The following is a 23992-nucleotide window of genomic DNA, read 5'->3' on the forward strand; positions in this document are numbered from 1 at the left end:
CAGCCTTATGATCAAAATTACCAGGGGCTTAGATCTGCCCATATCCGGTGGTCCCGCACAGCGTATTGAGCCTGGCTCAAAGGTGCGTGCGGTAGCTGTGCTCGGTTTCGATTACCTCGGTATGAAGCCCACCATGGCGGTGAAAGTCGGTGATCGGGTAAAAACCGGTCAATTATTGTTTACCGACAAGAAAAATTCCGGCGTTCGCTACACCGCGCCAGCAACCGGTCTTGTCTCTGCGATTAATCGCGGTGAAAAGCGGGTGTTGCAGTCGGTGGTTATCGACGTTGAAGACGATGAGTTCGAAACCTTTGCTAAATATGATGCCAGTGCGCTTAGCACCCTGAGTGCAGAGCAGGTTGCTGAGAACCTTCAGCAGTCCGGTTTGTGGACAGCCCTGCGGACTCGGCCATTTAGTAAAGTGCCGGCGATTGGCAGTAGTCCTGCGGCGATATTTGTTACCGCAATAGATACGCACCCGCTGGCTGCGGATCCAACAGTGGTGATTGCCGAAGCGGATGCTGATTTTAGTAACGGCTTGGAACTATTGTGCCGCTTAACCAAAGGGAAAGTGCACTTATGTGTTGCCCCAGGCAGTAGCGTGCCGAGCCTAGACAATGAACAACTGCGGGTTGCCGAGTTTGGCGGTGTTCATCCGGCCGGATTGGCTGGCACGCACATCCACTTTTTGGAAGGCGCTAGCGCGACAAAAGTGGTGTGGTCTATTGGCTACCAAGATGTTATCGCCATGGGTAGATTGTTTACCACGGGCCAATTAAATACCGAGCGTGTTGTTGCGCTTGCTGGCCCCCAGGTGGAAAACCCTCGCTTGATTCGCACTCGTCTTGGTGTGAGCTTAGATGAATTGTGCGCGGGTCAAATTCGTCCGGGCAACAATCGGATTATTTCCGGGTCTGTGCTGGGCGGGCGCACTGCGCGTGGCGCTGTGGCTTTCCTCGGCCGCTACCACAACCAAGTAAGCGTCTTGGCTGAAGGTAATCACCGTGATTTTCTGGGTTGGTTGTCGCCCGGTGTTAACAAACACTCGGCACTGCGTATTTATTTGTCGCAGTTCTTTAAAAAGTCGATTGCTTATACGACCAATACCAATGGTAGTGAGCGCGCCATGGTGCCAGTTGGGGCCTATGAGCGAGTAATGCCATTAGATATTTTGCCAACGCAGTTGCTGCGGTCAATTATTGTGGGCGATACCCAAATGGCGCAGTCATTGGGATGTTTAGAGTTGGACGAGGAAGACCTCGCGCTATGTACCTATGTTTGCCCAGGCAAGTATGAGTACGGCCCGATCCTTCGCGACAATTTAAGCCGCATAGAGAAAGAGGGTTAAGTCATGGGGCTGAGAAAAATTCTCGACGATATGGAGCCGCATTTTGAGAAAGGCGGCCGCTATGAAAAATGGTATGCGCTGTACGAAGCGGCAGATACGATTTTTTATTCACCATCAAGTGTTACTAAAGCCAATGCGCATGTCCGCGACGGTGTCGATCTAAAACGGATTATGATTACCGTTTGGTTCTGTGCATTCCCGGCGATGTTCTACGGGATGTGGAATATTGGTTTTCAGGCTAACCAAATTATGCTCGATGCTGGCATTGCCGGCGGTGAAGGCTGGCGTCATGTAATGATCTCGATGATGGCGGGCTATGACCCCGCTAGCCTTTGGGATAATTTCTGGCACGGCTTTTGGTATTTTATTCCCGTTTACGCCGTGACCTTTGTCGTCGGCGGTTTCTGGGAAGTACTTTTTGCCATGAAGCGTGGCCACGAGGTTAATGAAGGCTTCTTTGTTACTTCAATTCTGTTTGCCCTGATTTGCCCGCCGAGTATTCCGCTGTGGCAGGTTGCCTTGGGTATCAGCTTTGGTGTGGTTATTGCCAAAGAAGTATTCGGCGGCACCGGCAAAAACTTCTTAAACCCCGCATTAGCGGGCCGCGCGTTCCTCTTCTTCGCGTACCCCGCGCAGATGTCTGGTGACGCAGTATGGACGGCCGTTGATGGCTTTACCGGCGCAACACCGCTGTCTGTAGTGGCAAGCGATGGCATGGCGGTTCTGCAAGAAAAAATGACGTGGATGGACGCCTTCCTCGGCAATATGCACGGCTCAATGGGTGAAGTGTCGACCTTGGCAATTTTCCTCGGCGGTGGCGTACTTTTGTGGACCGGCATTGCCTCTTGGCGCATTGTGCTCGGCGTATTGATCGGTATGTTTGGCCTGTCGATGCTGTTCAACTCCATGCAGAGCGACAATTTAATGATGGCCATGCCTTGGCATTGGCATTTGGTATTGGGTGGTTTTGCCTTCGGCATGATGTTTATGGCGACTGACCCAGTGTCGTCGTCGATGACCAATACTGGTAAATGGATTTTTGGCGCCTTGATCGGTTGTATGGTGGTGTTGATTCGCGTAGTTAACCCCGCTTTCCCAGAGGGCATGATGTTGGCAATTTTGTTCGCTAACTTATTCGCGCCGCTAATCGATCATTTTGTAGTGCAGGCAAATATCAAGCGGAGGTTGGCACGTGGCTAATAACGACAGTATCCCAAGAACGCTGCTGGTTGCCGTTACCCTGTGTATTGTCTGCGCTCTGGTTGTTGCCAGCGCGGCAGTTATGCTGAAACCGGCGCAAGTAATTAATAAAGCCCTAGACCGCAAAGCCAATATCTTGGCGGCGGCTGGACTGCTAGTCCCCGGTGAAAGTGTCGAGGAGCAGTTTAAGCAGGTCACGACTAAAATTGTTGACTTAGAAACCGGTAAGTTTACCGATGAGTTGGCTATAAAAGGTTTTGAGCAAGCTAAAGTGGCCAAAGATTCAGCGACGTCAATTGCGCTGGGTGATGACGATCTCGCCAAAATTCGCCGTCGTGAAAACTTCGCTATGGTGTATTTGATCGAGAAAGATGGCAAATACGATAAGGTGATTTTGCCGGTTCGCGGCTATGGCTTGTGGTCAACACTTTACGGCTTTCTGGCATTGGAAAATGATTTCAATACGGTTGCGGGCTTAGGTTTTTACGATCACGGCGAAACGCCTGGATTGGGTGGCGAAGTCGACAATCCAAAGTGGAAGGCGATTTGGCCCGGTAAAGAGATCTACAGTGATGGCGATGTTGCTATTGAACTGGTCAAAGGCAATGTAGACAGCAGCACACCTAATGCCGAAAACAAGGTGGATGCACTTTCTGGTGCGACGTTAACCAGCCGCGGTGTTAGCAATTTGCTGCGCTTCTGGATGGGTGAGCTGGGTTATAAATCTTTTTTAAGCAACTTGCGTTCAGGGGAGGCATAAGCCATGTCGACAATGAGAGAAGCCCTAAGCAAGCCAATTTTACAGAACAACCCCATCGCGCTGCAGATACTCGGTATCTGCTCGGCCTTGGCGGTGACCTCCAGCCTTAAAGTAACGCTGGTAATGTGTATCTCTGTGACCTTGGTGACGGCTTGTTCAAGCTTTGCGGTATCGCTGATCCGCAAGCAGATCCCAAGCAGTATTCGTATTATTGTGCAGATGGTGATTATAGCCTCGCTGGTAATCGTGGTGGATCAACTGTTAAAGGCCTATGCCTTTGCGATCAGCAAACAGTTGTCGGTGTTTGTTGGTTTGATAATCACCAACTGTATCGTTATGGGCCGCGCCGAAGGTTACGCTATGAAGAACCCGCCGCTGGCGAGCTTCGTTGACGGCATCGGTAATGGTCTGGGCTACAGTGTGGTACTAATCAGTATTGCTGTGGTTCGTGAATTGTTTGGTTCTGGTAAGTTGTTTGGTTTCGAGATACTGCCGCTGGTTACCGACGGTGGCTGGTATGTGCCTAACGGCCTATTACTGTTACCGCCAAGCGCCTTCTTCCTGATTGGTATTTTTATCTGGGTATTGCGCTCGGCTAAACCCGAACAGGTGGAAAAGGAAGAATTTAAAATCACTAAAAATACCCGCAGCGTTAAGGAGGCCTTTTAATGGAACACTTTATAAGCCTGTTCGTGCGCTCGGTGTTTATTGAGAACATGGCGCTGGCCTTTTTCCTGGGCATGTGTACTTTTTTGGCGATTTCCAAAAAAATTCAGGCCGCAATTGGCTTGGGGATTGCGGTTATCGTAGTTATGGCGCTGACCGTCCCGGTTAACAGCCTAATTTACAACCATTTGCTCCGCGAAGGCGCGTTGGCCTGGGCTGGCTACCCTGACGTAGATTTGAGCTTCCTGGGTTTGCTGAGCTATATCGGTGTTATTGCCGCGATAGTTCAAATCATGGAAATGGTATTGGATAAATATGTACCAGCGCTTTATAACGCACTGGGTGTATTCCTGCCGTTGATCACGGTTAACTGCGCAATTATGGGCGGCTCGCTGTTCATGGTAGAGCGCGACTACGGCTTTGCCGACTCGGTCGTCTACGGTGCGGGCGCCGGTACTGGCTGGGCGCTAGCTATTGTTGCCTTGGCAGGTATCCGCGAAAAACTCAAATACAGCGATGTTCCCGAGGGCCTGCGAGGTCTGGGTATTACTTTCATCACTGTTGGCTTAATGTCGTTGGGCTTTATGTCCTTCGGCGGTATTGATCTCTAACCGAGAAGACTGGAGAGGAATTAATGAATACAGTAGTTATTCTCGGTGTGGGCATGTTTACCGCGATTGTATTGTCGCTGGTGTGCATTATTTTGTTCGCACGCTCGCGCCTTGTGAGCAGCGGCAATGTCACCATCGAGATCAATGGCGAAAAAACCATTACCGTGCCTGCAGGCGATAAATTATTAAACACTTTGTCTGGCCAGGGCGTGTTCTTGGCGTCAGCCTGTGGCGGCGGCGGTAGCTGCGCCCAGTGTAAGTGTATTGTTAGCGACGGCGGCGGCTCGATGCTCGCTACCGAAGAAGCGCATTTTAGCCCTCGCGAAGCTCGCGAAGGCTGGCGTTTGTCTTGCCAGACTCCGGTTAAGCAAGATATGAAGATTGAAGTGCCAGAGGACGTCTTTGGTGTTAAGCAATGGGAGTGTACTGTTGAGTCCAACCCCAATGTGGCAACCTTCATTAAAGAGCTGACTTTGAAGCTGCCAGAGGGTGAGAACGTTAACTTCCGCGCTGGCGGTTACGTGCAGCTTGAATGCCCACCGCACCATGTTAAGTATTCGGATTTTGATATTCCGGCCGAATACAAAGGCGACTGGGAGCGTTTCGGTTTCTTGAATGTTGAGTCGAAAGTGGAAGAGACCGTTATCCGCGCTTACTCAATGGCCAATTATCCTGAAGAGCGGGGCATTGTTAAGTTTAATATTCGTGCGGCGACGCCACCACCAAATAACTTAGCCTTAACACCGGGGCAGATGTCATCTTGGGTCTTTAATCTTAAGCCTGGCGACAAAGTGAAAGTTTACGGCCCGTTTGGTGAATTCTTTGCCAAAGAGACCGATGCTGAAATGGTGTTTGTCGGCGGTGGTGCTGGTATGGCACCGATGCGCTCGCATATCTTCGATCAGCTGATGCGGTTAAAAACCAAGCGCAAAATTACTTTCTGGTACGGCGCGCGCTCAATGCGTGAAGCCTTTTACGTGGAAGAGTACGACAAGCTGGCAGCAGAGAATGAGAACTTTGAGTGGCATTTGGCGCTCTCTGATCCCCAGCCCGAAGATAATTGGACTGGTATGACCGGCTTTATCCATCAGGTCTTGTTTGAAAACTACCTGAAGGACCACGAAGCACCGGAAGATTGCGAGTACTATATGTGTGGGCCGCCGATGATGAACTCGGCTGTTATCAAAATGTTGGAAGATCTCGGTGTTGAACAAGACAATATACTTCTCGATGATTTCGGTGGGTAATTCGCCTCGCAACACAATAAAAGCAGCCTTAGTGCTGCTTTTATTGTTTATGGTGGGCTGCTCAGCGAAACAAGCGCCATTTTTACAAGTGAATGGCACTACCATGGGCACCACTTATCACATTACTCTGCGTCAGCCGAGCGATGAGTGGACCGAGCAAAGTCTCAAGGAGGCGCTGGACCTGCGCTTGCAGGCGTTTAATCAGCTCGCTTCAACGTACATCCCAGACTCTGAATTGAACCGTTTAAATGACGCACAGGTGAATGAGTGGTACCCGGTCATGCCCATGCTGTTCGATATCTTAGTATTGTCGACTGAAGTGAGTTGGGTCACAAATGGCGCGTTTGATATTACGGTTGCACCGCTGGTGAACTTGTGGGGCTTTGGGCCCGTTAAACACGACGGCAAACCGAGTGATGAGGCTGTTGCCAAAGCGCTCGAAACCGTGGGCTTTGGTGAAATTGAGCTGGATATCCTTGATAAAAAGGTGCTTAAGCATAAAGATCTTCACATCGACTTGTCGGCTATTGCCAAGGGCTACGGTGTTGATGTGGTCGCTTTATGGCTGGAATCCCTCGGCACCAAGGACTATTTGGTCGAGATTGGCGGTGAGATGCGCGTTGCTGGCTTGAGTCCGCGCGGCGATCAATGGCGAATTGGGGTGGAGAATCCCGATGTGGAAAACCCAGAAACCACGCCGATCCGCTTGGGTAATATAGGCATAGCCACCTCGGGTGACTACCGTAATTACTTTGAAGAAGAGGGAGTGCGTTACTCGCACACTATCGACCCGAACACCGGGCGCCCGATTACCCATAATTTGGCCTCAGTTACGGTATTGGACGCCTCGTGCGCGTATGCTGATGCCTTGGCCACTGCGTTTTCGGTAATGGGTGGTGATAAAACACTGAAGTTGGCTGAACAAATGGCCATACCGGTTTATATTATAGAAAAGAGCGACGCGGGCTTTGCCCGCCGCTACAGTTCCGAGTTTGCTCCGTATCTGGAGCAGGAGAAGTAAAATGGCAACGATATTTGCTGCGTTTTTTGTGATGCTACTGATTGTCGGCGCAATGTCGATTGGAGTATTAATGGGCCGCAAGCCCATTGCTGGGTCCTGCGGAGGGGTTGGCGCTGCACTGAGCGACCCTGACTATATCTGTGATTTGTGCGGTAATGATCCGAAGAAATGCACAGAAGAAAATGATGCGGCGGCCGCGGCGCGGAATAAATCGAGCACGACGTTTTACGACGCTAGTTGAATTCGTCGGGCGTCGGGCGTCAGACGTCCGACGCGGCGTGCTGCCAAACCCCGACTCGCTCCAAATATGCCTTCCTCGCAATCTCCATGTCTTTCAAAAACGGCTCTAGCTCATTAAGCGTTAGCGCTTGAGGTCCGTCGACTAGGGCTTTTGTTGGGGCTGGGTGAAAATCGACCAATACCATGTTGGCGCCAGCTAATACCCCTTGGGCGGTGGCGTGGCAGAGTTCTAAAACCCCATCGGGGGCGATATCGCGGCTACCGACCGAGTGAGAGGGGTCGATACAGACTGGCATTCTTGTAAGTCGCTTTACCGTCGGTACCTGTGCAAAATCCACCATATTGCGGTGGGGCGCGCCGAACTCACTTTTCATTCCTCGTAAGCAAAATATCACTTGGCTATTGCCTTCGCTGGCTAAATATTCTGCGGCGTTTAAGGATTCATTAAGGGTAATGCCAAAGCCACGCTTTAGTAGGGCGGGGTAGTCGTTCTGTTTACCAATGGCTTTGAGCAACTCAAAATTTTGGGTGTTACGAGTGCCAATTTGCATTATCACGCCGCAAGGGCGCCCGGCATCGGAGAGGGCTTGGTCAATCTCCTGCATATGACTTTCGTGGGTGACTTCCATGGCAATGACTTTAATGCCGTATTTTCCCGCAAGATCAAATACCCAAGGCAGGCAGTCTTTGCCGTGACCCTGAAACGCATAAGGATTGGTGCGGGGCTTGTAGGCGCCCATTCGCGTGCAATTCAGACCGTTGGCTTGCAGGGCGCGGAGCATTTCTTCGACGTGCTTGGGATTATCTACTGCACACAGCCCGGCAAAGATGTGTAGCGACTCTTGATCAAAGGCTAAGCCCTGATAATGAAAGCCGCTGCGTCCGCCTTGGGTCTTATGGCGGCCGAGAATACGGTATTCCTCTGAGATCCGAATGACTTTCTCCACCGCGGGTAGGCTTTCAATCTCTTCAATATCCAGCGCGTGGGTATCGCCGAGCAAATAAATTTCTCTGAGGCTTTGTAGCTGGCCGCTGACCTCATGCTGTTTGATCTTTACTCCGGATAATTGCTGGAGATGACTCATGGTTTTCTTAAATGCTGGATCTGACTCCTGAATATTAGGGTGTAGTATGAGTAACATGAATATCCCCTTGTACGAATACTTTGGCGTTAGCGGGTGAAAAGGCGCATAAATTGCACAAATATCTTTTCTCATAATTCCCGCATGCAATGATAGTATAGGCTCTGATTTACGATCTGGATTGCGATTAGTTTCCTATGGCTGTGCCCTTATATTTACGGATTGGTATTCGGTATTTTCGACGTGCCTCGGGAAATGACCGCTTTCTGTCGCTAGTCTCGTGGTTTTCACTGCTGGGCATGTTAATTGGCGTGGTCTCATTGATTGTTGTGATGTCAGTGATGAACGGCTTTGAGCGTGAACTGCAGCAGCGAGTCCTATCGGTTGTCCCCCACGGTTATATTGAAGGTCCTCAGCGCCGCTTAGCGGACTGGCAGGCTTACGCGAGTTCGCTGGCCGATAAGCCCCAAGTTAGCGGGGTTGCGCCCTATGTGGGCGGTAAGGCTATGCTGGCGGTCTTTAAGCGTTTGCGTGGTGTGTCTTTGTACGGCATCGATCCTGAACAGGAGCGTGGGGTATCCTCAGTTGCAGAGCACATGATCGCCGGTACTTACCTCAGCGATGACGGCAGCGGCCAGTATCAAATTATTATTGGCGATATTCTCGCGCGGCAGCTGGGGGTGAGTATTGGTGACGGTCTAACCGTTATTTTGCCCAAAGTGACCGTGACACCGTTTGGTTTGTACCCTCGCGAAAAAGAGTTTACGGTTAGCGGGGTCTTCAGCGCGGGTGCCCAGCTTGATGCAACGAGTGCGTTTATCCATATTCGCGACGCTCAGCGGCTCTACCAGCTCGGCGACGATGTTGAGGGCTTGCGCCTGCAATTGACCGATATGTTTGCGGCGCCGCAATTGCTGCCAGTGCTCGCTGCTGAGTTGCCAGAAGGCAGTCTCGCTGTAAGCTGGAGTGACAGTCAGGGCAGCCTATTTCAGGCCGTTAAAATGGAAAAACAAATGGTGCGCCTGCTGCTACTGTTTATTGTGTTGATTGCCGCCTTTAATATTGTTTCCATTTTGAGTATGGCGGTGTCTGCCAAGCGGGGCTCAATTGCGGTGCTGCGCACTATGGGCAGTACGCCGGGTTCAATTATGGCTATTTTTATTGTTTACGGTATGGCGACGGGCCTGATTGGTCTTGGTCTTGGCTTGCTCATCGGCGTGCCTCTCGCGCAAAATATCGGTGGTGTAGTCGCGTTTATCGAGCAGGTAAGCGGTATGCAGCTCTTTAATCCGCAAGTTTATTTTATTACTCATCTTCCCTCCCATTTACAGTGGTCAGACGTGGCGGTTGTCAGTGGCTTTGCGTTACTGCTCAGCTTACTGGCAACGCTATATCCAGCCTGGCAGGCTTCGCGAGTGCAACCCGCTGAGGCTCTGCGTTATGAATAACGAGTACGGTGTCTATGTCTAATATCAGTGTCCCGGCAGATTCAGTGCTTGCCTGTCGTGATCTACATAAGTTTTTTGTTCAGGGGCCAGAGCAGCTCACCATACTGAATAACATAAACCTCGATATTGGTCGTGGCGAGCGAATTGCGATTGTCGGTCCCTCGGGGGCCGGTAAGACCACCTTGCTGCATATGCTTGGCGGACTGGATACCCCCTCAGAAGGTAGCGTGCTGGTTAGCGGCAAAGACATTGCAAAGATGAATGACCGAGATCGCAGCCGGTTGCGCAATCGCGAGTTGGGTTTTGTATACCAGTTTCATCATTTGCTTGCTGAGTTTTCTGCGCTGGAAAATGCGGCGATGCCCTTGCTTATTGGCGGTGAAAAGCGCGCGGTGGCGTTTGCTCGCAGCCGAGAGTTACTGGAGCGGGTGGGTTTGGGCCACCGCTTAGAGCACCGGCCCGCGCAATTATCGGGCGGGGAGCGGCAGCGGGTCGCCATTGCCCGCGCATTGGCGAATAGTCCCGCCTGTGTATTATTGGATGAGCCCACCGGCAATTTAGACGGCGACACGGCAGAATCTGTGCAGGCGCTGTTACTCGAATTAAATCGCGAGCTGCAAACCAGCTTGGTGATTGTCACACACGATATGCGGCTTGCTCGGCGGATGGACAGGGTACTTAGTCTCGCCGATGGCCAATTGCAGGAGTCGGCGGCCTGATGCGCTCACTGGCGGTATTTATTGGTCTTCGATATAGCTCGGGCCGGTCAGGAAGTCAGTTGGTGTCGTTTTTGTCGCGGCTGTCTATGGCAGGGCTGGTTCTGGGGGTTGCCCTCCTGGTAACGGTGTTGTCGGTGATGAACGGTTTTGATCGTGAGATGCGGACTCGAATATTGGCTTTGGTACCGCATATTACGCTGCAACCTTGGGCTGTGGGTGAGAGCGATTGGCAAACCCTGCAAGGCGACGTCGAGCGCCATCCCGCTGTACTCGCAACGGCGCCGTTTGTGCAGGGCAGCGCCATGTTGATAAAGGGCGGTTTGGTTGAGCCCGGTTTGTTCTATGGCGTGGAGCCTGTAGCCGAGGCGCGCGTGTCCACTATCCGAGATTATGTCGATTTAGACGTGTTAAGCACCGGCAGCAAGATGGTGATTTTAGGTAAGGCTCTGGCCGAGCGCCTAGGTGTTGAACAGGGGGAGCGGGTGACCTTGGGTGTGCCGCAGGCCGCGGGAAGTCAAAATGTGCGTTTTGTACAGATGACGGTTGCGGCGTTGGTGGCCACGGGTACAGAACTGGATCAGCAAATGGTGCTGATGCATATCAGTGATGCCCAGGCATTATTCGCCGAACCGCCACCAGTGTCGCTGCGCGTCTCAGTTACAGACGTGTTTGCCGCGCCACAAATTGCATGGGAATTGGCCTCGGTGCACGGTCGTGACTTTATGCTCAAGGATTGGAGTCAGCAGTTTGGCAATATGTACCACGCCATTCAAATGTCCCGTAAATTAGTGGTTATTATGCTGCTCGCCGTGGTGGGGGTTGCGGTGTTTAATGTGGTTTCTACCTTGGTCATGGTCGTCAATGACAAGCGTGCTGATATTGGTATTCTGCGCAGCCAAGGAGCGAGCCAAGGCGATATTTTGCGTATTTTTTTGAGTTATGGTGCCGTTATCGGTGCGGTGGGGTCGACTGCTGGCGGGGTGCTGGGGGTGGTGCTGGCAACGTTTATCGGCGATGTAGTTGCCGCTGTTGAGCATTTTTGGGGCTTGCAGTTGCTGCAGAGCGATGTGTATCCCATTAACTATTTGCCCGCTGATATTCGTATGCCGGATGTTTTAGCCGTCTGCGCGCTAGCCTACGCTATGAGTTTGTTGGCAACGATTTATCCCGCGTGGCGAGCGTCGCGAATGGCGCCAGCAGAAGCGTTACGCTCGAGTTAGACGATGTTTGCGGTATTGTGTTTAGCGGTTTAGACGGCTTTCCCGGCGTTTTCGCCAGCGCCGTGTGACGTGGACGCGCCATAAAATATGAATGCTCGCGGCGCCAACGAGGCCAGCTAGTAAGCCGGTTAAAAAGCAGCCCACGAGCAAGGGGCGCCATAAATAGGTGAATTCCTCGGCCAGCCAGGCCCATGACAATTCAAAGTGGAATGAATTGGGAGGAATACCCATTACGGTAGCGCCAACTTTATAGGTAAAGTAAAAGATAGCGGGCATGGTGATGGGGTTGGTAATCCATACCAGCATCACTGAAATAGGTAAATTAGCGCGGCAGACAATGGCTGCGAGGGCGGCAAGTAACATTTGCGTTGGTATTGGTACAAACGCAATGAACAGGCCCAAGAAAAACGCCAAGCTCACTGAGCGGCGGTTCAAGTGCCAAAGATTGGGGTCGTGTAACAGACTGCCAAAAATACGGACCGAGGGGTGCTCGCGCATTTTTTCGGGCGTCGGTAACCAACGTTTAAATAATTTACGAGCCATCCGCTCAATTCTAGTTCACATGTGTGACAGTTGAAATTTAGCCAGCCGCGTACTCGATAAGCGGGGCGGCGCCATTATGCACGGATCTACTGGGGTACTCCAGCATGTTGTCATGGATGACAGCGGCGATAGTAGCAATAGTCGGCGTAGCGTTTGCACCAGCGCTGCCAGCATACACGATTATTGCTGTTTGCCTTTTGAGTGGTTTAATCGCCAGCGCCGCGTTACGGCTGCGCTGGCGCGGGCCTTTAGTGGCGTTTTTAATTGCTGCGGCCTACGCCGCAAGCTACGGCGTGTGGCGAACCGCGCAGCTGTTGCCACCGGCACTTGAAGGTAGGGATATTACGTTAAGCTTTCGGGTGTTGACGCCGCCTGAACGACGCAGTGAGTTTCCGCCACATTACCGTTTTGACGCTAAAACCGACCTTAAAGGCTTGGGTCGGGTACGGCTAAGTTGGTACGGCGAGGAGCCGCCTAGCCTAGGTGATAGCCTGCATGCGCAGCTTCGCTTGCGCCGTCCTCACGGTTATCGATCTCCCGGCGCTTTTGATTATGGACACTGGTTGTTTGTGTCGGGCTATTCCGCTACTGGCTATGTTCGCCATCCTGAAACCGCGGTATTCACTCCTTCGGCAGCCCCATTTTCGCCGGAGATCTTTCGGCAGAATTTGATAGCTGGCCCCAGCGCGTATCTCGACCGGTATCATCACAGTGGGGTAATGAAGGCCTTGCTGTTTGCTGACCGCAGTGGGATAAACCCCGCAGATTGGGCCTTGTTTGCCCAAACGGGTACCAGCCACTTAATGGCCATCTCGGGTATGCATATTGGCATGGTGCTGCTGTGGGGCTGGGGGCTTGGTCGCGTCGCGATATTTTTGTGTCAGCGTGGTTTAGTGCTAAAGCCCCTGTTGGCAATGGGCTTTGCCTTGAGCTACGCGGCAATGGCGGGATTTTCCGTGCCGACCCAGCGAGCGGTAGCAATGGCGGCGATGGCCTTGTTGGCGTATGGCTTTAGGCGGCAGATTAGCCCTTGGCGGTCCTATTTTGCCGCGATGCTGCTGGTGTTGGTTATCGACCCGCTGGCGCCCCATCAGCTGGGTTTTAGTCTCTCGTTTGCGGCTGTGGCGATACTGTTGTGGGCATTCCAGGGGCAGCGTCAGCCTCGTAGTTTAAGCTTGCTGCGATCTCAGTGGGTGGTCGTTATTGGCTTGCTGCCAGTGTTGGGTCTATGGGGATTGGGTTTTAGTGTGGCGAGTATCCCCGCAAATCTGGTGGCGATCCCACTGGTGGCCTTTTTGATTTTACCCGCCTTGTTTGCGGGCTTATTGTTACTTAAGGTCTGGCCTTGGCTGGCAGATTTGCTTTTTTCCTGTGCAGACGCCTTATTTGAATATTTGCAGCTAGGCCTAGCGCTGGCGGCGCAGTGGCAACCAGTAATTCATTTTTATCCTCCGCCGTCTGCCCTGGGTTTAGGCCTTGGCGCAGTACTCGTCATACTTTTACCCCGCGGGGTACCCGCTAAGTGGCTGGCTGTAATTCCCTTGTTGGCTTTGTTCTATTGGCCCGCGCCGCGACCGACCAAGGGTGATCTCTGGGTGACCGTGCTCGATGTTGGGCAGGGTTTGGCGGTGCTACTGCAAACCCAAACGAAATCCCTGCTGTACGATGTTGGGCCAGATTTTCGCAGCGGCTTTAATACCGCCGATGCCGTGGTCTTGCCCGCGTTGGCGGAGTTCGCCATAGACCGTTTAGACGCGTTGGTGCTAAGCCATGGTGACCGCGACCATGCGGGTGCCGCGTCCGCATTGCTTGCTAAGCAGCCGGTGGTCACATTTCTTCGTGGCGAAGATATTGAGAAGTTTGAAAGAATAGGGCGCGATTGTCACACAGCGCCAGCCTGGAATTGGGATGGTGTGCGATTTGAGTTTTTGCACAGCGCTGTCAGCGATCAGCGCGGTAATAACGCTTCTTGTGTTATGAAGATCAGTGCCGGTCTTGCCGCTATTCTGCTCACTGGGGATATCGAGGCAGATATAGAGCGCAAGTTGATGGATGCCCATGATAATAACTTATCGGCAAATGTATTGGTGGCGCCACACCACGGCAGCAATACCTCGTCATCAGCGGCGTTTATTGCGGCGGTTGCACCCGCAGAGGTGGTGTTTTCGGCTGGGCGCAATAACCACTACGGCCACCCCGCGACAGCCGTTCTTCGTCGCTATCAAGCTCAGGGCAGTCGCTGCTGGCATACCGGCCTGCATGGCGCGATTCAATTTCGCTTTCAAGGCGGCGAGCTAGCGGATATTCGCTATGCTAGAGCTTGGCGTTATTACTGGGAAACGCCAGTAACAAACCCTGAATTATGCCGGAAATTCAATTCCGAGGGCTGATTCACTTCTTACCGAGGCATTCCCTCCGTATAATGCCCTCACATAAAAATGGTAGGGATCTGATGTGCTTGAATTGGTGAAAGCGGGTGGCTGGTTAATGCTGCCAATTATTTTGTCTTCAATTATTGCTTTGGCTATCTGTGTAGAGCGTTTTCTCAAACTGAATCCCGATAAGGTCGCTCCCCGTAATTTATTAAATCAAGTGTGGGCGTGGTTGCAAAATAAGCAGCTCGATGCAGAGAAATTACGTGAGCTACGACGCGGCTCGCCACTGGCGCAAATTCTCGCCACCGGTTTGGCCAACGCCAAATTTGGGCGCGATATTATGAAAGAGAGTATTGAAGATACGGCGTCTCACATAATTCACGACCTAGAATGCTACCTTAACGCGCTGGGCACTATTGCTGCGGTTGCGCCGCTGCTTGGTTTGCTAGGCACGGTACTGGGTATGATTAGAGTATTTACCGAGATTATGGTGCAGGGCACAGGTAACGCAGGGGTGCTCGCTGGTGGTATCTCCGAAGCCTTAATCACAACCGCCTCAGGCCTCTGTGTGGCCATTCCCGCCTTGATTATGCATCGCTATTTTTTGCGCCGCATTGACGAGCTGGTAGTTCGAATGGAGCAAGACGCGATGAAACTGATCAATGCGATGCACGGCGAAGTGCAAATTAAAGACAGCGCAGCGGGTAAAAAATAGTGAAATTTAAGCGCCAGCGCATGGATGACAGTGGGGTTAATCTTACCCCGCTAATTGATGTGGTGTTTTTACTGCTGATATTTTTTATGGTGTCGACAACATTTACCAAAGAAAGTCGTCTTAATTTGGAGTTGCCCAGCGCGCAAGGTGACATCGCTCCTCAGGAAACGAAGGTTTTGGAGGTCGTGATCGACGCCCAAGGGCGTTACCGCCTTAATGAGCATGCCTTGGTCGATCACACCGTACAAGGTTTGATGGCTGGCATGCGCGAGATTGCTGGCGACGACACTGAGTTGCCGGTCATTATTACTGCTGATGCGAAAAGCCCTCACCAGTCCGTTATCACCGCGATGGATGCGGCGGGGCGATTGGGCTTTGCTAAGCTTAGCCTAACCACCCAAGATCCCGACAGCAGTACGCCAGCCAATTGATTTTATTTTCCGTCTCCGTTAACGCTAGGAATTCCCGGTAATATGAGTAACAACAATAAATCCGATCTCGTTATTTACGGTCGCTTGCTGAAATACGTGATACCGATGTGGGCCATGTTCTTATTCAGCGTTTTGGGCTTTTCGGTATTTTCCGGTGTTCAGGTATTGCTTGCCGATATGATGCAGCTGATTGTCGATTATATCGGCGGCAATATGGTGCCCGGCGAAGGTGGTATGTCGGCAAAATTAATGTGGGCTTTGGGGGGCAAAGACTTTGTCCTAACCGACGCTCGCTTGTGGATTGTGTTAATGATGGTTGTGCTCGGCTTAGTCCGAGGCCTGGGTTACTTTGCCGGTAATTATTTTATCGCGATTGTTTCTAATAGCTTGGTTCACAATTTGCGCTGTGAACTGTTTAATAAAATGCTGCATATGCCCAGTCGGTATTTTGATCAAAACTCCACGGGCATGATGATTTCCAAAATTACCTTTAATGTCGAACAAGTCACCGGTGCGGCGGTTAATGCGACCAAAGTCGTGCTGCGTGAGGGCACTTTTGCGATCGGACTTATTGCCTACTTGCTGTATAGCAACTGGAAACTCACCATGGTGTTTTTCCTTGCCCTGCCGATTATTGCTGTCACCGTATACTGGGTGGGTAAACGGTTTCGCAAGCTCAGTAAAAACATTCAAAACGCGATGAGCGATGTCAACCAAGTGACCAATGAGTCGATTGGCGCTTATCGTGAAATTCGCCTCTACGACGGCACGGCCTTTGAAACCGCTCGATTTGTTGAGGCGAGTGGTCGGACCCGCAGTCAAAACATTAAGATGGCCTATTACAACGCGATCAGTCCTTCAGTGATTCAGTTTCCAGTTGTACTCGCCACCGGCGTGCTAATTTGGATAGCCTTGGGTCTGGGCGGTTCAATGTCGCCTGGGGCCTTCGTCGCGTATTTGTCGGCGGCCTTGTTTTTGCCAAAACCTATGCGTCAGCTGGCGGATGTTAGCAGCACTATTCAAAAAGGCTTGGCGGCAGCAGAAGATATTTTTGATTTTATAGACGCAGAGCAAGAGAAAGACGAGGGTACTTACCGCAGTGATGTAACCCGCGGCGATATTGAAATACGTAATTTGAACTTCGCCTATAGCCCTGATTCTGAGCTGGTATTACGCAATATAAATTTAAAAGTTGAGGCGGGTAAATCCTTGGCCTTGGTTGGTTTGTCTGGCTCCGGCAAGTCCACCTTGGTGAGTCTGTTGTCGCGGTTTTATGAACATGACCAGGGTGATATCTTGCTTGATGGTGTTGATGTTCGAGATTACCAGCTAAGTAATCTACGCGACAAAATGGCCTTGGTGACTCAGCAGGTCACGCTGTTTAACGACACTGTTTTCAATAATATTGCTTACGGCAAGATGGCCGGGGCGAGTCGTGAAGAGGTACGTGCCGCTATAGAGGCGGCCCACGCCAGCGAGTTTATAGACCAACTTCCCCTCGGCTTAGAAACCGTTATTGGCGAAGACGGCGTGATGTTGTCTGGTGGCCAGCGTCAACGTCTGGCCATTGCCCGCGCCTTCCTTAAAAACGCGCCAATTTTGATTTTTGACGAGGCGACGTCGGCGCTCGATAATCGCGCTGAAAGTCATATTCAAAAAGCGATGGAAGAGGTGATGAAAGGCCGCACTACTATTGTTATTGCCCACCGCCTGAGTACCATCGAAATGGCCGATCAAATTGTGGTAATGGAAGCCGGGCAAATAAAAGAGCAGGGCAGCCACGATGAGCTGCTGGCCTTGAATCAGCGCTACGCCCAGCTATACCACAAGAATTTTGAGGAATAGATTTAGGTGGCATTGGAACAAGGCCTGAATCGCGCCTGGTATGGCAAGCCGAAAAGTTTGCTACTTTTGCTTCCGCTGGCGTATTTGTATCGCCTAATCGCCGCAGTGAGGCGCCGTCTAATTCGGCCGCAGTCCTGCGGCGCGCCGCTGATTGTGATCGGCAATATTTCTGTGGGTGGCAGTGGTAAGACTCCGGTCGTGTTGGCGGTGGCCGAATACTGCCAAGGCCTAGGCTATAAGGTCGGAATTGTTAGTCGCGGCTACGGCGGAAAGGCACCAATATACCCTTATTTAGTCACCGCCAAGTCAACACCCGCTGAAGCGGGGGACGAACCTTATCTAATGTACCAGCGCAGTGGCTTGCCGCTGGCGGTGGCGCCAGATCGCGTGGCGGCAGCAAAATTGCTTGTAGAGCAGCACGCTTGCGATCTCATTATTAGCGACGACGGTTTACAGCATTATCGTCTAGCTCGCGACATAGAGGTTCTCGTTATTGATGGCGAGCGGGGCTTTGGCAATGGCCACTGCTTGCCCGTGGGGCCTTTGCGCGAGCCGGTAAGCCGCGCAAACGCTATCGACCTGCGCATAATCAATGGCGGCAATAGTCGCTTGCGTGGTTATACCATGGATTTGCGGGGCGTGACGGCGGTAAATTTGGCCAGCGGTGAGCAGCGCGCCTTAGTCGATTGGCCATTAAGCCAACGCCGAATCCACGCTGTTGCGGGAATCGGTAATCCTCAGCGGTTTTTTCACAGCCTGCAAGCGGCGGGCTTTGAGCTTATTGAGCATCCATTTGCTGACCACCATCCTTATACTGTGGCCGACTTACAATTTGATGAGTCACTGCCAGTACTAATGACGGAAAAGGATGCTGTTAAATGTCGGCTATTTGCCGAGAGAAGCCATTGGATGTTGCCGGTTACTGGCGAGATAGATAAAGCGTTTTATGCGCAGTTGCGCTCGCGTTTGGCAGAAGTCGACATCAACCGCTAATATTTCAGCAGTAGCGCGCTAGTATCAATTACATTTGGAGCAAGCATGTCTTACACCGTTATCATTCCCGCCCGTTTCGCTTCCAGCCGCTTGCCGGGTAAGCCGCTGCTCGATATTGCTGGAAAACCCATGATTCAGCATGTTTGGGAGCGAGCCGTCGATAGCGATGCCAGTCGGGTGGTGATTGCCACTGAGGATCAGCGGGTATTTGATGCCTGCCAAGGGTTTGGCGCAGAAGTGATTATGACCCTTGCGACCCATGAATCTGGCACCGATCGCTTGCAAGAAGTGGTGAGTAAGTTGCAGCTCAGCGACGAGGAAATCGTCGTCAATGTGCAGGGCGATGAACCCCTGATCCCGAAGGCGGCTATTGCGCAGGTGGCCGAAAATTTGGCCGCCAAGCCTAGCGCGGGTATCGCAACGCTGGGCGAGGCTATTAACGATATTGAGGTGGTCTTTAATCCCAACGCTGTTAAAGCCGTTGCCGATAGGCAGGGTTATGCGCTGTATTTTAGTCGTGCACCCATGCCGTGGTGCCGCGATGACTGGGCTGGCGAGGAATTGAGTCTGCCAGATAATGCACCCTTTTTACGTCATATTGGCATCTATGCTTATCGGGTGGGTTTTCTTCACGAATTTGTACGCTGGCCCATGGGGGTGTTAGAGAGCTTTGAAAAATTAGAGCAATTGCGGGCGATGGAAAACGGTGTGCGTATTCATATCGCCACGGCCTGTGTAGATATTCCGGGCGGCGTTGATACTGAAGCCGACTTACAAAATGTCAGGAAAATTTTGGCGGCGAGCAGCTAATGGCCATCAAGGTATTATTTGTATGTCTTGGCAATATTTGTCGCTCGCCGACGGCTCACGGTGTCTTTCAGAAGCTCCTAAACGATGCCGGTCTACACGACGAGATACAGGTTGACTCGGCGGGCACGGGTGACTGGCACATCGGTCGCAGTCCCGATCAACGCAGCCAGGCAGCAGCGCTGAGCCGCCAGTATGATCTCTCGTCATTGCGCGCGCGACAGGTCTGCAAAGCTGATTTCGAAACCTTTGATTATATCTTGGCCATGGATGAGTGTAATTTGGCGGATTTACAAGCTATGCACACTCACCAGGCGAAGTGTGAGCTAGCTTTGTTTTTGACTTATGCGAAACACACCGCACGACGCGAAGTACCGGATCCTTATTACGGTGGGGAGCAGGGCTTTGATGAGGTGCTGGACTTGGTGGAAGACGCCGCTGAAGGCTTATTACACCATATTTGTGCTCATCACGGCCTTGGCAACGGCGCGGCGCTGTAATGGATATTCAGCGTCATGTTGATTTGCGGCCGTATAACACGCTTGGTATTAGCGTTCTTGCTGATTATTTTATTGAAGTAAGCAGCCTTGATGGCCTTAGTGAGGCAATTGAATTTAGTAGCCGTCGGCGTTTACGGCGAGTGTTTATCGGCGGTGGCAGCAATTTAGTGCTACGCGGCGATATTCACGGTTTGGTTATTCGTATGGCGATGCGAGGTATTAGCTGCGAGAGTAGTGGTGATGAGCGCCTCGTTACCGTAGCCGCTGGCGAGAATTGGGACGAGCTGGTGAAATATAGCTTGGCACAAGGCTGGTATGGCTTGGAAAACTTAATTTCTATCCCCGGTCAGGCGGGTGCCGCGCCAATACAAAATATTGGCGCCTATGGCGTAGAGCTCGCCAACGTACTGGACTCGGTTACTGGCTGGGATATTAACCTCAATGGCTTACGCACCTTAAGTGCCGACGATTGCCAGTTAGCCTACCGCGATAGTGTATTTAAGGGGGCATTGCGGGATGTGTTTATTATCACCGCAATAACATTGCGCTTGAGTGCTAAGCCAGCGCCGAATCTTAGTTATCCCGCCTTGCTTGAGGCCATAGCGGCGCAAGCCCCCGAGCAAGCGCCCAGCCCGGAACTGATCGCTGCGACCGTGGCTATGGTGCGGGCTGATAAGCTGCCAGATTATCGGCGGGAGCCGAATGTCGGAAGCTTCTTTAAGAACCCGATTATTTCCAAAAATCTTGCCCAAGAACTGGTCGCGCAATATCCGGCGTTGCCCCATTGGCCGATGGCCGATGGCCGCTTTAAAGTCGCGGCAGCGTGGTTGGTAGATCAGGCTGGCTGGAAGGGTAAGCGGCGTGGCGCGGTGGGAATTCACCCGCGCCAAGCCATTGTGCTGGTTAATTACGACGGCGCAGACGGCGCGGAAGTTTTGGCGTTCGCCGATGCAATACAGGCCGATGTGCTCGCGCGATTCAATGTCGACCTCGAAATTGAGCCCCGTGTTTATTGAGCCCGAACATATTCCTTTAGCGGGGGGTGGTTTACATTATTATCCCCAGTATATCCCCGAACCCGATCCCTTGTATGAGCAGCTGCGCGAGAATATCTCTTGGCAACAGCCGATATTAGACATATATGGCCGACGCCACCTGACGCCACGGTTAGTTGCCTTTGTTGGGGATTCTGGTTTGAGTTATCGCTACAGTGGTCACCGCCATTATGCAGATGTATGGCCGCCGGAAGTGCTGGCGCTACGAGAGCGTATTGCCGACGATACTGGCTACGATTTTAACTGTGCCTTGCTCAACTACTACCGCAATGGCGAAGACAGTATGGGTTACCACAGCGACGATGAAGCCAGCTTGGGCAGTGATCCCTGTGTTGCGTCACTCAGTTTAGGGTGTGGTCGAGATTTCCTTCTGAAGCCGAAGGGGCTAAAAACCAAATCACGTAAAATACATTTAGCATCGGGATCATTGCTGTTAATGTTGCCGCCCACCCAGCGCCACTGGCAGCACGCGCTTCCAGTGCGAAAGGGGCTAGCGCAAGGAAGAATTAATATCACTTTTCGTAAAGTGGTATTATCGCTGGCGGATTGACCCACAGCAGGCTGGTTAGGTCATGGTCGCGGTGGTATTGTTACAGGCATTGGATGCAGGGAAATACATGATTACAGTTTTGGTTGCCGACGATCACGCCATGGTGCGTACCGGAATAGTGCGAATGCTCGACGATGCCGACGGTATTGCGGTTATCGCCCAAGCGGCAAGTGGTGAAGAAGCAATTAGCAGCTGTCGAATATTAAGCCCCGATGTAGTGCTAATGGACGTGCGAATGCCAGGTATTGGCGGCTTAGAGGCAACGCGTAAACTGCGATTGGTGTCGCCGTCAACGCGCATTATTGCGCTGAGCGCATACGATCAAGAACCTATGCCCAGTCGCCTGCTTAAGGCTGGTGCCTCGGCCTATGTCACCAAGGGCGCCTCGGAAGAAGAAATGGTCTTGGCGGTTAGGCAAGTTGCTAAAGGGCTGCGCTATTTAAGTCCGAGCGTGGCACAGGCGATTGCATTGAAGGGCTTTAGTGGCGATGTCGAATCACCCTTTGAGTCGCTCTCTGAGCGCGAAATGCAAATTAGCCTGATGATTGCTAACTGCCAAAAGGTATTGGACATTGCTGAGCAGCTGCATATTTCAGCGAAAACGGTGAATAGCTACCGCTACCGAATTTTTGAAAAACTCAATATTGGTGGTGACGTAGAGCTCACACTCCTCGCTATTCGTCACGGCCTGATCGACTCTCCCGGCGCCTAGCCTAATATATTGAATGAGATGACTGCTATCCCCAATGAAACCGCTTCGAAGCCGACGTCATTCGACTCTGCGAGCTTCTTAAAAACTGTCACGGAGAAGGCCGGGGTGTACGTAATGCTCAACGTCGCTGGCGAGGTGCTTTACGTCGGCAAGGCAAAGAACTTGCGCAAGCGCTTGAGCAGCTATTTTCGGGCCAGTGGATTAACCACTAAAACCATGGCTTTGGTGGGGCGTATTCACGAGATTGAAGTGACGGTGACCGCGAGTGAGCGTGAAGCGCTGCTCCTAGAACAAAATCTTATTAAGCAGTACAAGCCGGCCTATAATATTCTGCTGCGGGATGATAAATCCTATCCCTATATTTATTTGAGCACCGATCACGAGCATCCACGCTTGAGCATTCATCGCGGCCGTAAAACCGGTAAAGGTCAGTATTTTGGCCCTTACCCCAGTGCGGCGGCGGTGCGCGAAAGCTTGAGTTGGTTACAGAAAGTATTTCGGGTGCGCCAGTGTGAAGACAGCTATTACAAAGGCCGCAGCCGACCCTGTCTGCAGTACCAAATAGGGCGCTGTTCGGCGCCCTGTGTCGGTATTGTAAGCGACAAAGAATATGCTGTAGATGTTAACTATACCGAATTGTTTTTAAAGGGAAAAAGCTCAGATATACAGGCCGATTTAGCGAATCAAATGGAGCGCCACGCAGCGGCGCTGGAGTTTGAACAAGCCGCTGATTTACGCGATCGTATTGCCCATTTACAGCAGGTGCAGTCCACGCAATGCATTGAAGGTGAAACCGGCGATATGGATATTCTCGGCGGCGTCATGGACGGTGGCCAAGTCTGTATCCAGCTGGTGTGCGTGCGCGGCGGTCGAGTGCTGGGTAGTCGTAGTTACTTCCCCAAAAGCCAGCTGGAAGAGCCGCTGGCGATGCAGATCGAGGCTTTTGTGGCTCAGCACTACCTAATTGGTAGCGGCGCTAGTGATATTCCACGGGAAATTATCAGCAATATCATGCTCGACGACAGCGATTTACTGGCGGCAAGCCTTACTGAACAGGCAGGGCGCCAAGTGTCACTTAGTCACAAGGTGCGCAGCAATCGGGCTAAATGGCAAAATTTAGCGCTGACCGCCGCTGAGCAAAACCTCAAGAATCGCCTAGCGTCGTCTGCCAGCAGCCTGAAGCGCTTTAAGGCCTTGCAGGCGGTCTTGGGCTTGGAAAAACTTCCAGAGCGCCTAGAGTGCTTTGATATCAGTCACAGCAGCGGCGAGGCGACTGTGGCCTCCTGTGTGGTGTTTGATGGCAACGGGCCGCTAAAGTCTGATTATCGTAAAATGAATATTGACGGCATTGCCCCAGGTGACGATTACGCGGCGATGTACCAAGCGCTTAGCCGCCGCTATACGCGGGTTAAAGCGGGCGAAGTATTGGTGCCAGATATTTTGTTCATCGATGGTGGCAAGGGCCAGTTGACCCAGGCAAAAGCGGTGATGGCCGAACTTGGCATCGACAATCTACTGATGGTCGGGGTGGCGAAGGGCAGTGATCGCCGCGCGGGTTTAGAGATACTCATTCGCGGTGATGATGGCCGTGAAATCAGCTTGCCGGACAATAGTCCGGCTCTGCACCTCGTTCAGCACATTCGCGATGAGTCTCACCGCTTTGCCATCACGGGGCACAAGGCAAGGCGAGATAAAACCCGGCGTCAATCTACGCTTGAGGGTATACCGGGGGTTGGTGCAAAGCGACGACGAGAATTGCTCCGCTATTTCGGTGGTTTACAGGGTGTGAAGCAAGCTGGGGTAGAAGATTTACAACGAGTGCCGGGAATTAGCGAGAAAATTGCCTTACAAATCTACGAAGACCTGCGCAGCGCTTAGAAAACGAATAGAATACGACTTGCTGC

General features: G+C 52.0%; 24 protein-coding genes. 22 read left to right on the forward strand and 2 right to left on the reverse strand.

The window, feature by feature from the left end; all coding sequences use genetic code 11:
- The first annotated feature begins 7 nt into the window (after positions 1-7).
- The 8 genes from AZF00_RS07870 to nqrM are packed head-to-tail and all read left to right on the forward strand — an operon-like array spanning position 8 to position 7094.
- Complete coding sequence (locus AZF00_RS07870; protein WP_008247645.1) at positions 8-1348, forward strand: Na(+)-translocating NADH-quinone reductase subunit A; 1341 nt, start codon at positions 8-10, stop codon at positions 1346-1348.
- Positions 1349-1351: 3 nt separating this feature from the next.
- A complete protein-coding gene (locus AZF00_RS07875; RefSeq protein WP_008247646.1) occupies positions 1352-2548 on the forward strand; it encodes an NADH:ubiquinone reductase (Na(+)-transporting) subunit B in 1197 nt (398 codons plus the stop codon).
- Positions 2541-3308, forward strand: coding sequence for a Na(+)-translocating NADH-quinone reductase subunit C (locus AZF00_RS07880; protein ID WP_008247647.1), 768 nt, complete (start codon positions 2541-2543; stop codon positions 3306-3308). Before AZF00_RS07875 ends, AZF00_RS07880 begins: the two co-directional genes overlap by 8 nt.
- 3 nt (positions 3309-3311) lie before the next feature.
- Entirely contained in the window at positions 3312-3977 is a 666-nt protein-coding gene (locus tag AZF00_RS07885) for an NADH:ubiquinone reductase (Na(+)-transporting) subunit D (protein ID WP_008247648.1), read from the forward strand.
- The gene (gene nqrE / locus AZF00_RS07890) at positions 3977-4585 is read left to right on the forward strand and encodes an NADH:ubiquinone reductase (Na(+)-transporting) subunit E (protein WP_008247650.1); all 609 of its coding nucleotides are present in this window, start codon (positions 3977-3979) and stop codon (positions 4583-4585) included. Before AZF00_RS07885 ends, nqrE begins: the two co-directional genes overlap by 1 nt.
- 23 nt (positions 4586-4608) lie before the next feature.
- Positions 4609-5832, forward strand: coding sequence for an NADH:ubiquinone reductase (Na(+)-transporting) subunit F (gene nqrF / locus AZF00_RS07895; protein ID WP_008247651.1), 1224 nt, complete (start codon positions 4609-4611; stop codon positions 5830-5832).
- Complete coding sequence (locus AZF00_RS07900; RefSeq protein WP_040802897.1) at positions 5792-6853, forward strand: FAD:protein FMN transferase; 1062 nt, start codon at positions 5792-5794, stop codon at positions 6851-6853. The genes nqrF and AZF00_RS07900 overlap by 41 nt, the downstream gene beginning before the upstream one ends.
- A gap of 1 nt (position 6854) precedes the next feature.
- Entirely contained in the window at positions 6855-7094 is a 240-nt protein-coding gene (nqrM, locus tag AZF00_RS07905; protein ID WP_008247660.1) for a (Na+)-NQR maturation NqrM, read from the forward strand.
- A gap of 19 nt (positions 7095-7113) precedes the next feature.
- On the opposite strand, the gene AZF00_RS07910 is transcribed toward nqrM, so the two are convergent.
- Positions 7114-8235: a 3-deoxy-7-phosphoheptulonate synthase gene (locus tag AZF00_RS07910; RefSeq protein ID WP_008247662.1), complete on the reverse strand. Its 1122-nt coding sequence runs from the start codon at positions 8233-8235 to the stop codon at positions 7114-7116.
- A gap of 137 nt (positions 8236-8372) precedes the next feature.
- Here AZF00_RS07910 and AZF00_RS07915 point away from each other — a divergent pair, with 137 nt between their 5' ends.
- Genes AZF00_RS07915 through AZF00_RS07925 form a run of 3 tightly spaced genes read left to right on the forward strand, consistent with a single transcriptional unit; the run spans position 8373 to position 11562 of the window.
- Positions 8373-9623, forward strand: a complete 1251-nt coding sequence (locus AZF00_RS07915) for a lipoprotein-releasing ABC transporter permease subunit (protein ID WP_008247664.1) — start codon at positions 8373-8375, stop codon at positions 9621-9623.
- A 14-nt stretch (positions 9624-9637) separates the two neighbouring features.
- Positions 9638-10342, forward strand: a complete 705-nt coding sequence (lolD, locus tag AZF00_RS07920; RefSeq protein WP_008247666.1) for a lipoprotein-releasing ABC transporter ATP-binding protein LolD — start codon at positions 9638-9640, stop codon at positions 10340-10342.
- Entirely contained in the window at positions 10342-11562 is a 1221-nt protein-coding gene (locus AZF00_RS07925; RefSeq protein ID WP_062383515.1) for a lipoprotein-releasing ABC transporter permease subunit, read from the forward strand. Before lolD ends, AZF00_RS07925 begins: the two co-directional genes overlap by 1 nt.
- A gap of 21 nt (positions 11563-11583) precedes the next feature.
- On the opposite strand, the gene AZF00_RS07930 is transcribed toward AZF00_RS07925, so the two are convergent.
- The gene (locus AZF00_RS07930; protein ID WP_008247675.1) at positions 11584-12105 is read right to left on the reverse strand and encodes a DUF2062 domain-containing protein; all 522 of its coding nucleotides are present in this window, start codon (positions 12103-12105) and stop codon (positions 11584-11586) included.
- 104 nt (positions 12106-12209) lie between these two features.
- On the opposite strand from AZF00_RS07930, the gene AZF00_RS07935 reads away from it, so the two are divergent.
- From AZF00_RS07935 to uvrC, 11 genes are all read left to right on the forward strand, one after another.
- On the forward strand, positions 12210-14495 hold the full coding sequence (locus AZF00_RS07935; RefSeq protein ID WP_008247676.1) for a DNA internalization-related competence protein ComEC/Rec2: 2286 nt from the start codon (positions 12210-12212) through the stop codon (positions 14493-14495).
- Positions 14496-14559: 64 nt separating this feature from the next.
- Positions 14560-15195, forward strand: coding sequence for a MotA/TolQ/ExbB proton channel family protein (locus AZF00_RS07940; RefSeq protein WP_008247677.1), 636 nt, complete (start codon positions 14560-14562; stop codon positions 15193-15195).
- A complete protein-coding gene (locus AZF00_RS07945; protein ID WP_008247678.1) occupies positions 15195-15626 on the forward strand; it encodes an ExbD/TolR family protein in 432 nt (143 codons plus the stop codon). Before AZF00_RS07940 ends, AZF00_RS07945 begins: the two co-directional genes overlap by 1 nt.
- 42 nt (positions 15627-15668) lie before the next feature.
- A complete protein-coding gene (msbA, locus tag AZF00_RS07950; protein ID WP_008247679.1) occupies positions 15669-17471 on the forward strand; it encodes a lipid A export permease/ATP-binding protein MsbA in 1803 nt (600 codons plus the stop codon).
- Between the two features lie 6 nt (positions 17472-17477).
- Positions 17478-18464, forward strand: a complete 987-nt coding sequence (gene lpxK, locus AZF00_RS07955) for a tetraacyldisaccharide 4'-kinase (RefSeq protein WP_008247680.1) — start codon at positions 17478-17480, stop codon at positions 18462-18464.
- 45 nt (positions 18465-18509) lie between these two features.
- Complete coding sequence (gene kdsB, locus AZF00_RS07960) at positions 18510-19274, forward strand: 3-deoxy-manno-octulosonate cytidylyltransferase (RefSeq protein WP_008247681.1); 765 nt, start codon at positions 18510-18512, stop codon at positions 19272-19274.
- Entirely contained in the window at positions 19274-19771 is a 498-nt protein-coding gene (locus AZF00_RS07965) for a low molecular weight protein-tyrosine-phosphatase (protein WP_008247682.1), read from the forward strand. Before kdsB ends, AZF00_RS07965 begins: the two co-directional genes overlap by 1 nt.
- Positions 19771-20787, forward strand: a complete 1017-nt coding sequence (gene murB / locus AZF00_RS07970; RefSeq protein ID WP_008247687.1) for a UDP-N-acetylmuramate dehydrogenase — start codon at positions 19771-19773, stop codon at positions 20785-20787. The genes AZF00_RS07965 and murB overlap by 1 nt, the downstream gene beginning before the upstream one ends.
- On the forward strand, positions 20753-21376 hold the full coding sequence (locus AZF00_RS07975; protein WP_040802695.1) for an alpha-ketoglutarate-dependent dioxygenase AlkB family protein: 624 nt from the start codon (positions 20753-20755) through the stop codon (positions 21374-21376). Before murB ends, AZF00_RS07975 begins: the two co-directional genes overlap by 35 nt.
- A gap of 67 nt (positions 21377-21443) precedes the next feature.
- The gene (uvrY, locus tag AZF00_RS07980; RefSeq protein WP_008247691.1) at positions 21444-22088 is read left to right on the forward strand and encodes a UvrY/SirA/GacA family response regulator transcription factor; all 645 of its coding nucleotides are present in this window, start codon (positions 21444-21446) and stop codon (positions 22086-22088) included.
- Between the two features lie 18 nt (positions 22089-22106).
- Positions 22107-23966, forward strand: a complete 1860-nt coding sequence (gene uvrC / locus AZF00_RS07985) for an excinuclease ABC subunit UvrC (RefSeq protein WP_050985168.1) — start codon at positions 22107-22109, stop codon at positions 23964-23966.
- Positions 23967-23992: the final 26 nt, after the last annotated feature.

The sequence above is a fragment of the Zhongshania aliphaticivorans genome (genome assembly GCF_001586255.1).
GTDB classification, from domain to species: domain Bacteria; phylum Pseudomonadota; class Gammaproteobacteria; order Pseudomonadales; family Spongiibacteraceae; genus Spongiibacter; species Spongiibacter aliphaticivorans.